General features: G+C 71.2%; 11 protein-coding genes and 1 tRNA gene. 8 read left to right on the top strand and 4 right to left on the bottom strand.

The window, feature by feature from the left end:
* Nucleotides 1–26: 26 nt before the first annotated feature.
* The 5 genes from fdhE to fdhD all read left to right on the top strand — a co-directional run bounded on the left by fdhE (nucleotide 27) and on the right by fdhD (nucleotide 5436).
* Complete coding sequence (fdhE, locus tag LRM40_RS11605) at nucleotides 27–980, top strand: formate dehydrogenase accessory protein FdhE (protein ID WP_151123424.1); 954 nt, start codon at nucleotides 27–29, stop codon at nucleotides 978–980.
* Nucleotides 977–2443: an L-seryl-tRNA(Sec) selenium transferase gene (gene selA, locus LRM40_RS11600; protein ID WP_151123425.1), complete on the top strand. Its 1467-nt coding sequence runs from the start codon at nucleotides 977–979 to the stop codon at nucleotides 2441–2443. Before fdhE ends, selA begins: the two co-directional genes overlap by 4 nt.
* Nucleotides 2440–4407, top strand: a complete 1968-nt coding sequence (gene selB / locus LRM40_RS11595; RefSeq protein ID WP_151123426.1) for a selenocysteine-specific translation elongation factor — start codon at nucleotides 2440–2442, stop codon at nucleotides 4405–4407. The genes selA and selB overlap by 4 nt, the downstream gene beginning before the upstream one ends.
* Nucleotides 4408–4422: 15 nt before the next feature.
* Nucleotides 4423–4518: transfer RNA gene (locus LRM40_RS11590), tRNA-Sec, on the top strand.
* A 54-nt stretch (nucleotides 4519–4572) separates the two neighbouring features.
* Nucleotides 4573–5436, top strand: a complete 864-nt coding sequence (gene fdhD / locus LRM40_RS11585; RefSeq protein WP_151123427.1) for a formate dehydrogenase accessory sulfurtransferase FdhD — start codon at nucleotides 4573–4575, stop codon at nucleotides 5434–5436.
* A 25-nt stretch (nucleotides 5437–5461) separates the two neighbouring features.
* Here the strand turns inward: fdhD and LRM40_RS11580 are convergent, their stop codons facing one another.
* The gene (locus tag LRM40_RS11580; RefSeq protein ID WP_151123428.1) at nucleotides 5462–6439 is read right to left on the bottom strand and encodes an inositol monophosphatase family protein; all 978 of its coding nucleotides are present in this window, start codon (nucleotides 6437–6439) and stop codon (nucleotides 5462–5464) included.
* 197 nt (nucleotides 6440–6636) lie between these two features.
* Between LRM40_RS11580 and LRM40_RS11575 the strand changes: the two genes are divergently transcribed.
* Entirely contained in the window at nucleotides 6637–7437 is an 801-nt protein-coding gene (locus LRM40_RS11575) for an RNA methyltransferase (protein WP_151123429.1), read from the top strand.
* 78 nt (nucleotides 7438–7515) lie between these two features.
* A complete protein-coding gene (gene cysE / locus LRM40_RS11570) occupies nucleotides 7516–8295 on the top strand; it encodes a serine O-acetyltransferase (RefSeq protein WP_022983017.1) in 780 nt (259 codons plus the stop codon).
* Nucleotides 8296–8326: 31 nt separating this feature from the next.
* On the opposite strand, the gene LRM40_RS11565 is transcribed toward cysE, so the two are convergent.
* Genes LRM40_RS11565 through yjgA form a run of 3 tightly spaced genes read right to left on the bottom strand, consistent with a single transcriptional unit; the run spans nucleotide 8327 to nucleotide 11194 of the window.
* Nucleotides 8327–9979, bottom strand: coding sequence for a FecR domain-containing protein (locus tag LRM40_RS11565; RefSeq protein ID WP_151123430.1), 1653 nt, complete (start codon nucleotides 9977–9979; stop codon nucleotides 8327–8329).
* A gap of 5 nt (nucleotides 9980–9984) precedes the next feature.
* Nucleotides 9985–10590 (bottom strand): molybdopterin adenylyltransferase, encoded by a 606-nt coding sequence (mog, locus tag LRM40_RS11560; protein ID WP_151123431.1) that lies wholly within the window; start codon nucleotides 10588–10590, stop codon nucleotides 9985–9987.
* Nucleotides 10583–11194 carry a ribosome biogenesis factor YjgA gene (gene yjgA / locus LRM40_RS11555; protein WP_151123432.1) on the bottom strand — a complete coding sequence of 204 codons (612 nt, stop codon included), beginning with the start codon at nucleotides 11192–11194 and terminating at the stop codon, nucleotides 10583–10585. The genes mog and yjgA overlap by 8 nt, the downstream gene beginning before the upstream one ends.
* Before the next feature lie 86 nt (nucleotides 11195–11280).
* Here yjgA and pmbA point away from each other — a divergent pair, with 86 nt between their 5' ends.
* Nucleotides 11281–12651: a metalloprotease PmbA gene (pmbA, locus tag LRM40_RS11550; RefSeq protein ID WP_151123433.1), complete on the top strand. Its 1371-nt coding sequence runs from the start codon at nucleotides 11281–11283 to the stop codon at nucleotides 12649–12651.
* Nucleotides 12652–12759: the final 108 nt, after the last annotated feature.

Genomic DNA, 12759 nt, shown 5'->3' with positions numbered 1-12759 from the left:
CTGTTTCTTTCTGATTGGAGTTGGGCGTGCAACGCATTCTTCAACCCGGCGAAATCGAATCGCTGGACCGCATCGAGTTCCCGCGGCTGCGCCTGCCGCAGCCGGCCGTGCTGTTCACCGAGCGGGCGGCGCGCCTGCGCCAGAAGGCCGACGGCCATCCGATTGCCGACTACCTGCGCTTCCTGGCTCATCTGGTCGATCTCCAGGCGCAGGCCGCCGCCACCGTGGCCACCCAGCCGGTGCCCGAGGCGGTGATCGCCCAATCGCTGGACCACGGCATGCCCGTGCTGCCTGCGCCGCTGCGGCCCGACCCGGCCTGGCTGGGCATGCTGCGGCAGCTGCTGGCCGGCGTGCTGGCCCTGCAGGACCTGCCGCAGGCCCTGCGCCAGAACGCCCAGGCCCTGGCAGCTCGTGGCGACGCCGAGCTGGAGGCGCTGGCCCAGGCCTTCCTGGGCGACCAGGCCACGCCGGCCGAACTGGCGGCCCAGCCGCTGGTGATGGCCGCGCTGCAGGTCGTCTATGCCGACATCGCCAGCCGCCTGGACACCCAGCGCATCGCCTATGTGGATCCGGCTTCCATCTGCCCGGTGTGCGGCAGCGCGCCGGTGGTCAGCGTGCTGCGCATCGGCGGCGAGGCGGGCGGCCATCGCTACCTGCATTGCGGCCTGTGCGCCACCGAATGGCACATGGTGCGCGTCAAGTGCAGCCATTGCGAATCGACGAAGGGCGTGCGCTACCAGGGCATCGAGGGTGGCGACCCGGCCGTGCTGGCCGAGACCTGCGACAGCTGCCACACCTACCGCAAGCAGGTGAACCAGGAGAAGGACCCGCTGGTCGAGCCACTGGCTGACGATCTGGCCAGCCTGACCCTGGACCTGCTGATGGCCGACACCGCCTACGCTCGTGCCAGCGGCAACCCCCTGCTGGCGCTGGCCTCCGGCGAGCCCTCGGGTGAAGACCTGGACACGCAGGACGCATGAGCGCCGCAACCCCCCTCGACGCCCACGCGTTGCTCAGCTCGCCGGCCCAGCTGCCGGCCGTGGACAAGCTGCTGACCCATGCCGCCTTCCAGCCGGTGCTGGGTGAACACGGCCTGAGCCTGGTGACGGCGGCGGTGCGTGCCCAGCTGGAGCGCCTGCGCAGCCGCTTGCGCGGTGGGGAGGCCCTGGCTGCGGAGTTGGGGGCTCCCGCTGCGCTCGCGCAGGCCGTGGAGGCAGACCTGCGACGCCAGCGGGCACCCCGCCTGCGGGCGGTCTTCAACCTCACCGGCACCGTGCTGCACACCAACCTGGGTCGGGCCCTGCTGCCCGACGAGGCGGTGCAGGCTGTGGTGCAGGCGCTGACAAGCCCGGCCAACCTGGAATACGACCTGGCCACAGGGGGGCGCGGTGACCGCGACGACCTGGTCAACGACCTGCTGTGCGAGCTGACCGGGGCCGAAGCCGCCACCGTGGTCAACAACAACGCCGCCGCGGTGCTGCTGATGCTCAACGCCCTGGCCGCGCGCAAGGAGGTCATCGTCTCCCGCGGCGAACTGGTGGAGATCGGCGGGGCCTTCCGCATCCCCGACATCATGGCCCGCGCCGGCGCCAGGCTGGTGGAGGTGGGCACCACCAACCGCACCCATGCCCGCGACTACGAAGGCGCCATCACGCCCAAGACCGGGCTGCTGATGAAGGTGCACTGCAGCAACTACGCGGTCACCGGCTTCACCGCCAGCGTGGCCGAGAGCGAGGTCGCCCGCATCGCCCATGCCCAGGGCCTGCCGTTGGCGGTGGACCTGGGCAGCGGCACCCTGATCGACCTGGCCGACTGGGGTCTGCCGCACGAGCCCACGGTGCGCGACGTGGTGGCTGCCGGGGCCGACGTGGTGAGCTTCAGCGGCGACAAGCTGCTGGGCGGCCCGCAGGCCGGCCTGATCGTCGGCCGCAAGGACCTGATCGCCAAGATCAAAAGGAACCCGCTCAAGCGCGCGCTGCGGGTGGGCAAGCTCACCCTGGCCGCGCTGGAGCCGGTGCTGCGCCTGTACCAGGCGCCGGAATTCCTGGCCGAGCGCCTGCCGGCGCTGCGCCTGTTCACCCGCCCACAGGCGGCCATGCAGGCCCAGGCCCAGCGCCTGCTGGCGCCGCTGGCGGCCGCGCTGGGCGGCGCCTACCAGGTCTCCCTGGCGCCCATGTTCAGCCAGATCGGCAGCGGGGCCCTGCCGGTCAACACCCTGCCCAGCGCGGGCCTGCGCATCGAGCCCACCGAAGTCAAACGGGCTGGCCGGGCCCTCTCGCGCCTGGAAGCCGCCTGGCGTGGCCTGGCGCGGCCGGTGATCGGTCGCATCGGCGACAACGCCTTGTGGCTGGACCTGCGCTGCCTGGACGAGCGTGACGAGGCTGCCTTCCTGGCCCAGTTCGGCGCCCTGCAGCAGGCGCTGGCGGAGGACCGTGCGCGATGATCATCGGCACCGCCGGCCACATCGACCACGGCAAGACCACGCTGGTGCGCGCGCTCACCGGCGTGGACACGGACCGTCTGAAGGAAGAGAAGGCGCGCGGCATCTCCATCGAGCTGGGCTATGCCTATGCGCCGCTGGCCAGCGGTGAGGTGCTGGGCTTCATCGACGTGCCCGGCCACGAGAAATTCGTCCACACCATGGCGGCCGGCGCCGTCGGCGTGGACCATGCCTTGCTGGTGGTGGCCGCCGACGATGGCGTGATGCCGCAGACCCGCGAGCACCTGGCCATCCTGGACCTGCTGGGCGTGCGTGAAGGCACGGTGGCTCTGACCAAGGTGGACCGCACCGAAGCGGCCCGGGTGGCCGAGGTGCGGGCCGAGCTGGCGGTGCTGCTGGCCGGCACGCCGCTGGCCGCCGCCCCCGTGTTCGAGACGGCCGCCACGGCCGAAGGCGACCCTGGCGTGGCGGCGCTGCGGGCCCATCTGTGGACCCTGGCCGAGCACCATGCCCAGCGCCGCCAGGACGGCCTGTTCCGCCTGGCGGTGGACCGCGTGTTCACGCTGGCCGGGCAGGGTACCGTGGTCACCGGCACGGTCTTCGGTGGCCAGGTGGCGGTGGGCGACACGGTGGCCCATTCCGCCAGCGGCCAGAAGGTGCGGGTGCGCTCCATCCATGCCCAGAACCAGGCGACAGACCGCGGCGTGGCCGGGCAGCGCTGCGCGCTGAACCTGGCCGGCATCGACCGCGAGGCGATCCGCCGCGGCGACTGGATCGCCGACCCGCGGGCCCTGCAGGCCAGCATCCGCATGGACGTGCGCCTGCAGCTGCTGCCGGATGCCCCGGCCCTGGCCCAGTGGGCCCCCGTGCATGTGCATGTGGGCACCAGCCACCAGACGGCCCACGTGGCCCTGCTGGACGATGCCGCGCTGGCGCCCGGCCAGACCGCCCGGGTGCAGCTGGTCCTGGAACAGCCGGTCTTCGTGCTGCCGGGCGACCGCTTCATCCTGCGCAACGCCCAGGCCAGCCGCACCATCGGCGGCGGGGCGGTGATCGACCCCTTCGCCCCCGAACGCAAGCGCCGCAGCCCCGAGCGGCAGGCCTATCTGGACGCGCTGGAAGAGGCGCTGGCCGGCGGTCCCCTGGTCGATCTGGTGGCGCAGTCGCCCACCGGCGTGCTGCGCAGCCGCCTGGCGCTGTTGATGGGCCGCCCGCCGGAGGTGCTGGCCCTGGCAGATGCCGGGCTGGTGCAGTTGCCCAGCGGGCCGGATGACGCGCTGCTGCTGGCCGAGGTCGTCTGGCAGCGCTGGCGCGAACAGGTGCTGGCGGCGCTGACGCGCTTCCACGAGCGCACGCCCGACGAACCGGGGGTGAACGCCGCCCGACTGCGCCGCATGGCCCTGCCGGGCCAGGCCCAGCCGCAGCACGATGCCCTGTGGCGCGCCTTGCTGGAGGCGCTGCTGCGCGACGGCGCCATCGCGTCCAGCGGCGCCTGGCTGCATCTGCCCGGGCACGAGGTGCGCCTGAGCGACAGCGAGCGGGCGCTGGCCGAACGCCTGCTGCCCTGGGTGGAGGAGGGCGGTTTCGACCCGCCCTGGGTGCGCGACCTGGCGGGCCGTGCCGGCGTGGCGGAGGAGGTGGTGCGCCAGCTCCTGCGCAAGCTGGCCCGCCAGGGCCTGCTCTTCCAGGTCGTCAAGGACCTGTTCTATGCCGCCTCGCAGGTGCAGCTGCTGTCGGGCCTGCTGGCCTTGCTGGCAGCGCGCAGCCTGGGCGGTCTGGTGGAGGCCCGCGTCTTCCGGGACCACACCGGCCTGGGGCGCAAGCGGGCCATCCAGGTGCTGGAGTTCTTCGACCGCGTGGGCTACACCCGGCGCGTGCAGGACGCCCATGTCCTGCGGGCCGAGGCCGGTTGGCCCCAGTCCGAACTGGCGAAGCAGGCCCTCCTACAATCCGCGCCGACGCCTTGACGGCGTCCCTGTTCTGGAAGGCACACGCATCCGGTGGTGCGCCCGGGCTTCAAACCCGGTAGGGGGCGTCAGCCGCTCCCTGGTCGGTTCGACTCCGGCTGCCTTCCGCCACTGCTGCGCCCTTTTTCTCCCTGTCTGCGCCTTTGCCGTACCGTTGGATGCCCCATGAGCCGGAGCCCGCACCTGCCTGACGACGCTGTCCCGCCCGGCCTGGTGCGCCAGCGCGTGCAGCGCACCCCGCAGGACGGGGCAGCGGTTGCGGAACTGGTGGCCGCCGACGACTGGCTGGCCGACGAGGTGCCGGTGGCCATGGTGTTCAACGGCATTTCGCATGCGGTGATGATGGCTTCGCCGCTGGAGCTGGAGGACTTCGCCCTGGGCTTCGCGCTCAGCGAGGGCATCGTGGCTTCGGCCGACGAGCTGCGGGATGTCGAGGCCCGGCCCGCGGCCTGCCAGACGCCGGGGAGCCCTCCGGCCTGGGAGGTGCACATCGAGCTGTCGCCGCGCCGACTGGAGGGCCTCAAGCTGCGTCGGCGCACGTTGGCCGGACGCACCGGTTGCGGCGTCTGCGGCATCGAGAGCCTGCAGGCCCTGGAGCTGTTGCCGGCGGCCCTGCCGGCCGCCGAATGGCTGGGCCGTGTCGACGCCGCCTTGCTGGCCCGGGTCATGCCCCGGCTGCCGGCCTTCCAGCCGCTCAACGCCCAGGCGGGCGCCGTGCATGTGGCGGCCTGGGCCGATCTGGACGGTGAAGTGCGCTGGGCTCGCGAGGACGTGGGCCGGCACAACGCACTGGACAAGCTGATCGGTGTGCTGGCCCGGCAGGGGCAGCTGGGTGCGCCGGGGCTGGTGCTGATGTCCAGCCGTGCCAGCCACGAGTTGGTGGCCAAGTGCGCCCGGGTGGGCCTGAGGGCCCTGGCCACGGTGTCGGCACCCACGGCCCTGGGTGTGCAGGCGGCGCAGGCCGCCGGTGTGCGGCTGTGGGGCCTGTGTCGCCCGCCGCGGGCCGTGCTCTACACGCCCGGGGGCTGACTGAGGCCGCGCCGGGCCCCGGGGATCAGAAGGGGGCGTCTTCGGCGGAGCCGGTGGCCGGGGTCGCGTCGTCGCCCTCCGCGGCCTTCTTGCGCAGGCGCAGCGGCTTGCGGACCTTGGGGGCGTCTTCGGCGGCCGCTTCCGCAGCCGGGGCCTCGCCCGCCGGGGGGGCCTCGGCGGCCGGCTCTTCGGTGATCACGCGGGTGAAGGGGCTCAGCAGCGGCACCAACTGGCCGTAGATCTTGGGCGCACCGGCCAAGATCTCGCGCTGGTTCATGAAGTCGGGTTCACCGGTGAAATTGCCCACCAGGCCACCAGCCTCGGTGACGATGAGCGAGCCTGCGGCGATGTCCCAGGGGCTCAGGCCGGTCTCGAAGAAGGCGTCGTAGTAGCCGGCCGCCACGTAGCACAGGTCCAGCGCGGCGGAACCCGGGCGACGCAGGCCGGCGCACAGCGGCATCAGCGTCTCGAACATCTTCATGTAGCGCTGGAAGTTGTCGCCGCGGCGGAAGGGGAAGCCGGTGCCGATCAGGCTGTCCTGCAAGCGGGTGCGGCGCGAGACGCGCAGGCGCTTGTCGTTCAGGTAGGCGCCGCGGCCGCGCGAGGCCACGAACAGGTCATTGCGGTTCGGGTCGTAGACCACCGCCTGCTCCACCTTGCCGCGGAAGGTCAGGGCGATGGAGACGCAGTAGACCGGGAAGCCATGGATGAAGTTGGTCGTGCCATCGAGCGGGTCGATGATCCAGACGAAATCGCTGCTCTTGTTGCCCCGCTCGCGGCCGCTCTCCTCGGCCAGGATCCCGTGGTTGGGATAGGCCTGCAGGATGGTGTCGATGATGGCTTCCTCAGCCAGCTGATCGACCTCGGTGACGAAGTCGTTGGGGCTCTTGGTGTTGATCTTCAGCAGATCCAGGTCCATCGATCCCCGGTTGATGATCGCTCCGGCGGCACGGGCGGCCTTCACGGCGATGTTGAGCATGGGGTGGAGGGTCTGCTGGGTCATGGTTCAACCTGCGAAGGGGAAGGCGGCGTGCGGCCTGGGTTCCCGGGCTGGGGGACGAGGGCATGCCAACCTGCAAGGATAGTGCAGCGCGTGGCGGGTGCGCTCGTGGAGCGATCTTGGCGATGGACAAAGAGCATCGCAGCGACAATACGGGCTGCGGAAAACCCTTGATTCTAGCGCTCAGCGCCCGTTTGGCAATGTCCCATCCCCTGGCTTCCCCCTCCGGTGCTGCGGCACAAGATCACGAAACGGCCGGCCGGCCGGCGGATGGCACCCGTTTCGTGCTGGTGCGCACCAGCCATCCAGGCAACGTGGGGGCGGCGGCCCGCGCGATGAAGGTGATGGGCTTCTCGGACCTGGTGCTGGTGGCCCCGCGCTTTGCCGACGTGCTGCAGCACGAGGACACCGTGGCCATGGCCAGTGGCGCGACCGACGTGCTGGCGCAGGCCCGCATCGTGCCCACCCTGGCCGAGGCGCTGGACGGCATCACCTGGGCCTGTGCCACGGCCATGACCCCGCGCGACTTCGGCCCGCCCACGCACGCGCCACGGGCCCATTTCGCCGAGCTGGCGCCGCAGGGCCACCGGGTGGCCTTCGTGTTCGGCAGCGAGCGCTTCGGTCTGGGCAACGAGGACGTCTACCGCTGCCACGCCTGTCTGTCCATTCCCACCGATCCGTCCTACGGCTCGCTGAATCTGGCCCAGGCGGTGCAGGTGCTGGCCTACGACTGGCGCCAGGCTCTGGGGGGCTTCACCGTGGCGCCGCGCACGGCGCCGGTGCAGTGGGCTGATGGCGCGGCCATCCAGGGCCTGCTGGCCCACTGGCAGGCGGCCCTGGTGGACATCGGCTTTCTGGACCCTGCCGCGCCCAAGAAGCTGCTGCCGCGCCTGAACCAGCTGGCCAATCGCGCCCAGCTGACCCAGGAGGAGGTGCACATCCTGCGCGGCATCGCCCGGGCCATGCAGAAGCTCTCCCCGGCACAGGGCAAAGAGCCCTGAGCCCGGTCGGGTTCCGGGGTGCCCGGCTACACTGACTTTGCTTTCTCGTTTTTCGAATCAACCACCCACGGAGCCGCCATGTTCTCCCGCCTGCGCGAAGACATTGCCTGCATTCTGGAGCGCGACCCTGCGGCGCGCAGCCGCTGGGAGGTGCTGACCTGTTACCCCGGCCTGCACGCGCTGTGGATGCAGCGCCTGGGCCACTGGTGCTGGCAGCGCGGCTTCAAGTGGCTGGGCCGCTTCATCTCGCACATCGCCCGCTGGGCCACCGGCATCGAGATCCACCCGGGGGCCACCATCGGTCGCCGCGTCTTCATCGACCATGGCATGGGCGTCGTCATCGGCGAGATGGCCGAGATCGGCGACGACTGCACGATCTACCAGGGCGTCACCCTGGGCGGCACCTCGCTGGTCAAGGGCGCCAAGCGCCACCCGACGCTGGAGGCCGGCGTGATCGTTGGCGCGAACGCGGCGGTGCTGGGCGGCTTCACGGTGGGCGCCGGTGCCCGCGTGGGCTCGGGGGCCGTGGTGACCAAGCCGGTGCCCGCCGGGGCGACGGCGGTGGGCAACCCGGCCCGCATCATCCAGGCCGAGGCCGATGCCAAGCGCGAGGCCGCCGCCGCGCGCATGGGCTTCTCGGCCTATGGTCTGACCAGTGGCGACGATCCGGTGGCCCAGGCCATGAAGGGCTTGATCGACAACGCCTCCTCGCACGAGCACCAGATCGCCCTGCTGTGGCAGGCGATCGAGAAGCTCTCGATGCAGGCCCGCGAGTTGCCGGCCGACACCTGCGTGCCGCAGGAAGCCCGCACCACCGAGCAGTTCGACGCCGAGCGCCTGAACCGTTTGGTCAAATGAAGCTCAGCCGCCCCCGGGGGCGGCTGAAGCATCAGAGCGCGAACAGCAGCGGCGCGCCCAGCAGCAGCATGTGCCAGTCCACCGGCACGTCGATGCCCAGCGGCGCCGTCCAGGGCGAGACGAAGCCCTGGTCGTCCACATAGCGGTAGCGGAAGTAGTAGGTGCCGGGCACCGGCAGGCTGGGCAACGTCCACTGGCCACCCGCGAGTTCGGCACTGGTCACCACCGAGCTGAAGCCCGGGTCGCGCGCCAGCTCCACCTGCTGCTTTTCGTCGGGGCGGGCGCTCCAAGTGAGCTGGATCTGGCCGTCCTCGCCGGTGTGCACCTGGGGCGGCTCGGGCAGGGGGCGCAGCTCGAAGCGCTGACCGTCGCCCCAGGGGCCGCGGTCGCCATCGGCCCGCTCGCTGGCCAGGCGCCAGTGGTAGGTCCCGGCGGTGTCCAGGGTCACGGTGCTGCGGGTGTCGCGCAGGTCGTCCTGCTGCACCACGATGTCCTGGAACGCCGCGTCGCGGGCCACCTGCAGGTGATAGCGGGCGGCTTCGGTGTTGCTGGTCCATGAGAAGTCCACCGTGCCCACGCTCTGCCGGGCCTGGGGCCGCGGGGCGATGCTGGGCGGCGGCTCCGGACGGGCCTTGAGCACGAAGGGGCGCGCGGCGTCCAGGCCTTCCAGTCCGTCGGCCGCTACCTGGCGTGCGCGCAGGTACCAGCGGCCATCGGCCAGGCCGGCGACCTTGGCTTCCTCGCCTGCGGGCAGGGTCAGGTCCCGCACGATGCGCAGAAAGCCCTCGTCCGCGGCGATCTGCACCCGGACCTCCCCAGTTTGGCCGGGCAGGTTGAAGCGCAGCAGGGGACGTTCGAAACGCGCGGGCAGGCCGGAGAGATCGGGGGCGGCGGCCAGCGGCTGCGGGGTGACCGTCTGGTCGTTGCGCAGCACGGCGCCCTGGCCGGCATCGAGGATGGCACTGGCTGGCGGTTGGGCCTGGTTGCGCGCCCAGACCCGTCCCTCCAGCACCTCGGTCTGGGTGCGCGGCTGTTGGGCATCGGCATGCACGCGGTAGCGGGTGCCCCGCACGCCGATCACCGCGGTGGGGGTGGTCACCTCCAGCGGTTTGGCCCGCTGGGCCTGGGTGGCCAGCACTTCCAGGGTGCCGCGCAGCAGACGCAAGGTCGCGGCGTAGAGGCCTTCGTCCTGCACCGGTTGCGCGGCCTTCAGCGTGTAGCGCTGGTGCTGTGCCAGGGTCACTTCGCTTTGCGGCGGCAAGCTGGCGCGCGAGCCATCGCCCAGCTGGATCACGGCCGAGCTGTCGGGGCCCGCCTGCAGCTGCTGCCCGGGCTGGATGGGGGTGCCGGCCTGGGCCGCCTGTCCGTCCAGCAGCACCTGGCCTTCCACCTGGCTCAGCGTGGCCGGCACGTTCTCGGGCTTGATCAAGTGCAGCGGCAGCTTGAGCGTCTGTCCTGGGCTCAGGCGGTCCGGTTGGGGCAGGTGGTTCAGGCGGGCCACCTCCGGCCAGCTGGCGGGGCTGCGGAACCAGCGGGCGCTGAGGTCCCAGAGGGTGTCGCGTGGCTGCACCGTGTAGTGCAGCACCGGCTCGGGGGCGGGACCAGCGTGGCTGGGCAGGCCTGAGAGGGCGGTCAAGCCCAGGGCCATCAGGCCCGGCAAATGGCGAAGGGCCAGCAGGCGCATGGGGTTCAAGCTCGGGGCGGACGTTGAGCCGACTTGGGCCGGAAGGCCTGGCAGAGGGCCGGGTCGGTTTCCAGGTAGGGGCCACCGATCAGGTCGATGCAGTAGGGCACGGCGGCGAAGATGCCGTGCACCGGCGGGCTGGCCTGGGGCAGGCCCTGCAGCGTCTCGGCGATGGACTTGGGCTGTCCCGGCAGGTTGATGATCAGGGCCTGACCCCGGATCACCGCCACCTGGCGCGACAGGATGGCCGTGGGCACGAAGTTCAGGCTGATGGCGCGCATCTGCTCTCCGAAGCCGGGCATGAGCTTGTCGGCCACGGCCAGCGTGGCTTCGGGGGTCACGTCGCGCGGGGCCGGGCCGGTGCCGCCGGTGGTGAGCACCAGATGGCAGCCGGCCGTGTCGACCAGCTCGCGCAGTGCAGCGCTGATGGTGTCCTGCTCATCGGGGATCAGCCGCGTTTCCCAGGTGATCGGGTTGCGCAGGGCCCGGCCCAGCCAGTCCTGCAGGGCCGGGATGCCCTTGTCCTCATAGACGCCGCTGGAAGCCCGGTCGCTGACCGAGACCACGCCGATGCGCACGGGCTCGAAGGAGCTGCTCACCGCCTCATTCATCGTCGGCCTCGTCATCCGCGTCTTCATCGGCGGCCGGGGCCGTGCCCGGGGCGGTCAGCGCCGACTTGATCAGCTGGAAGAGATCACGGTAGGCACGGCCGTGGCGCTGGCCCTGGCCATCGGTGGGCGCGGCCTTGCCGGCATCCTTGCGGGCCGAACGCAGCAGATTGCGCAGCTGCTGGGCGTCGGTCTCGGGATGGTCGGCCATCCAGCGGGTGACCGCGTCGTCGCTGGCCATCAGTTCCTCGCGCCAGCGCTCGACCTCGTGCAGGGCCAGGGTCTCGGCGGCGCTGCCGAGCTTGAAGGCCGCCACGGCCTCGCGCACCGGCTCGGGGTCGATCTGACGCATCAGCTTGCCGATGAACTGCAGTTGCCGCCGCCGGCCTTCGTGGGAGCGGGTGCGGTGGTATTCCTTCAGCGCGTCGCGCAGCTGTTCGGGCAAGTCCAGCTTGCTGCTGCGCGAGACTGGCAGCTCGGCCAGGGCCAGACCCAGGGCCTGCAGCTCGTGCATCTGGCGCTTGAGCGCGGACTTGCTGGGCCGGCCATCGGTGTCGAAGTCATCGGCAGAGTCGGCGGGGGCGGAACGGGACGGAGCAGCGCGCATGTGGGGGAGTGGAATCGGCGGAGATCGGTGGGTCGCTATGATTGTCCCGCATCTGTTCCCCCAATCGTTCCCCATTCCATCTGTCCATGACCTCCTCCGCCACCCAGGGCTTCGGCTTTTCCCGTGACCAGTTCCAGCAGATCGTCGAGGACGTGCTGTCCATGGCCAAGGCGCTGGGGGCTTCGGACGCCGGCGTCGAAGTGTCCGAGGGCAGTGGTCTGAGCGTCTCGGTGCGCAAGGGCGAGGTGGAGAACGTCGAGCGCAACCGTGACAAGTCGGTGGGCGTGTCGGTCTACCTGGGCCAGCGCCGCGGCAATGCCAGCACGTCCGACTTTTCCCAGCAGGCGCTGGAGCAGACGGTGCGGGCGGCCTACGACATTGCCCGTTTCACCGCTGAGGACCCGGCCGCCGGCCTGCCCGACGAGGCGGACCTGGCCACGGCCGAGGAAGCCGCCTTGCCCCTGGACCTGTTCCACCCCTGGGAGGTGACGGCCGAGGAGGCCGCCGAACTGGCCCGGCGTGCCGAGGCCGCCGCGCTGGCCGTGGACAAGCGCATCACCAATTCCGAAGGCGGTTCGGTCTCGGCCCAGCAGTCGCATTTCTGGGCGGGCAACAGTCGGGGGTTCCGCGGCGGCTACGCCAGTTCGCGCCACTCGCTGTCGGTCTCGCCCATCGCCGGCAAGGGTCGCGACATGCAGCGCGACTTCTGGTACAGCTCGATGCGCAATGCGCTGGACCTGGCCTCGCCCGAGGCCGTGGGCCGCTACGCCGCCGAGCGGGCGCTCTCCCGCCTGAAGTCCCGCAAGATCGGCACCTGCGAGGTGCCGGTGCTGTTCGAGTCCACCGTGGCGGCCGGCCTGCTGGGCGCCTATGTGCAGGGCACCAGCGGTGGCGCGCTGTACCGCAAGGCCAGCTTTCTGCAGGACAGCCTGGGCCAGCCCGTCTGGGCCGACCACATCGACGTGCTGGAAGATCCCCACATCGTCGGCGGCAAGGGCAGCGCGCCCTTCGATGACGAGGGCGTGCGCACCCGTGCCCGCCGCGTGGTCGAGGCCGGTGTGGTGCAGGGCTACTTCCTGTCGAGCTACTCCGCCCGCAAGCTGGGCATGCGCACGACCGGCCATGCTGGCGGCTCGCAGAACCTGCGCCTGGTCAGCCGCCTGACCCGACCCGGAGACCACCTCGAAGAGATGCTGCGCAAGCTGCACCGCGGCCTGTTCGTCACCGAGCTGATGGGCCAGGGCGTGAACTACGTGACCGGCGACTACTCCCGCGGGGCCGCAGGCTATTGGGTCGAGGACGGCCGCATCGCCTACCCGGTGCACGAGATCACCATCGCGGGCCACCTGCGCGAGATGCTGTGCGGGGTGGTCGCCGTGGGGGCGGACGCCTACACCCTGGGCGCCAAGACCGTGGGCTCGGTGCTGATCGACCGCATGAAGGTGGCGGGTGGTTGAGACCAGTCTGACGACAGGCTGACGTTAGGGTTGTTCTCGCGCTGGGAATAGCCCGTCTTCCGTTTGCGGAAGCTGTCCCTAAAAATGGGTACTTTGCTTTGCGCAGTA

Origin of the sequence: Ideonella dechloratans (assembly GCF_021049305.1) — a bacterium.
Taxonomy (GTDB): Bacteria; Pseudomonadota; Gammaproteobacteria; order Burkholderiales; family Burkholderiaceae_C; genus Ideonella; species Ideonella dechloratans.
The sequence above is the reverse complement of the archived record's forward strand: the minus strand, read 5'-3'. Positions and strand labels throughout refer to the sequence as shown.

Bases quoted from the DNA above. Each gene is read 5' to 3' on its own strand.
- yjgA (WP_151123432.1), bottom strand. From the start codon at position 11,194: ATGCGCGCTGCTCCGTCCCGTTCCGCCCCCGCCGACTCTGCCGATGAC.
- cysE (WP_022983017.1), top strand. From the start codon at position 7,516: ATGTTCTCCCGCCTGCGCGAAGACATTGCCTGCATTCTGGAGCGCGAC.
- LRM40_RS11580 (WP_151123428.1), bottom strand. From the start codon at position 6,439: ATGACCCAGCAGACCCTCCACCCCATGCTCAACATCGCCGTGAAGGCC.
- mog (WP_151123431.1), bottom strand. From the start codon at position 10,590: ATGAATGAGGCGGTGAGCAGCTCCTTCGAGCCCGTGCGCATCGGCGTG.
- selB (WP_151123426.1), top strand. From the start codon at position 2,440: ATGATCATCGGCACCGCCGGCCACATCGACCACGGCAAGACCACGCTG.
- selA (WP_151123425.1), top strand. From the start codon at position 977: ATGAGCGCCGCAACCCCCCTCGACGCCCACGCGTTGCTCAGCTCGCCG.
- LRM40_RS11575 (WP_151123429.1), top strand. From the start codon at position 6,637: ATGTCCCATCCCCTGGCTTCCCCCTCCGGTGCTGCGGCACAAGATCAC.
- pmbA (WP_151123433.1), top strand. From the start codon at position 11,281: ATGACCTCCTCCGCCACCCAGGGCTTCGGCTTTTCCCGTGACCAGTTC.
- fdhD (WP_151123427.1), top strand. From the start codon at position 4,573: ATGAGCCGGAGCCCGCACCTGCCTGACGACGCTGTCCCGCCCGGCCTG.
- LRM40_RS11565 (WP_151123430.1), bottom strand. From the start codon at position 9,979: ATGCGCCTGCTGGCCCTTCGCCATTTGCCGGGCCTGATGGCCCTGGGC.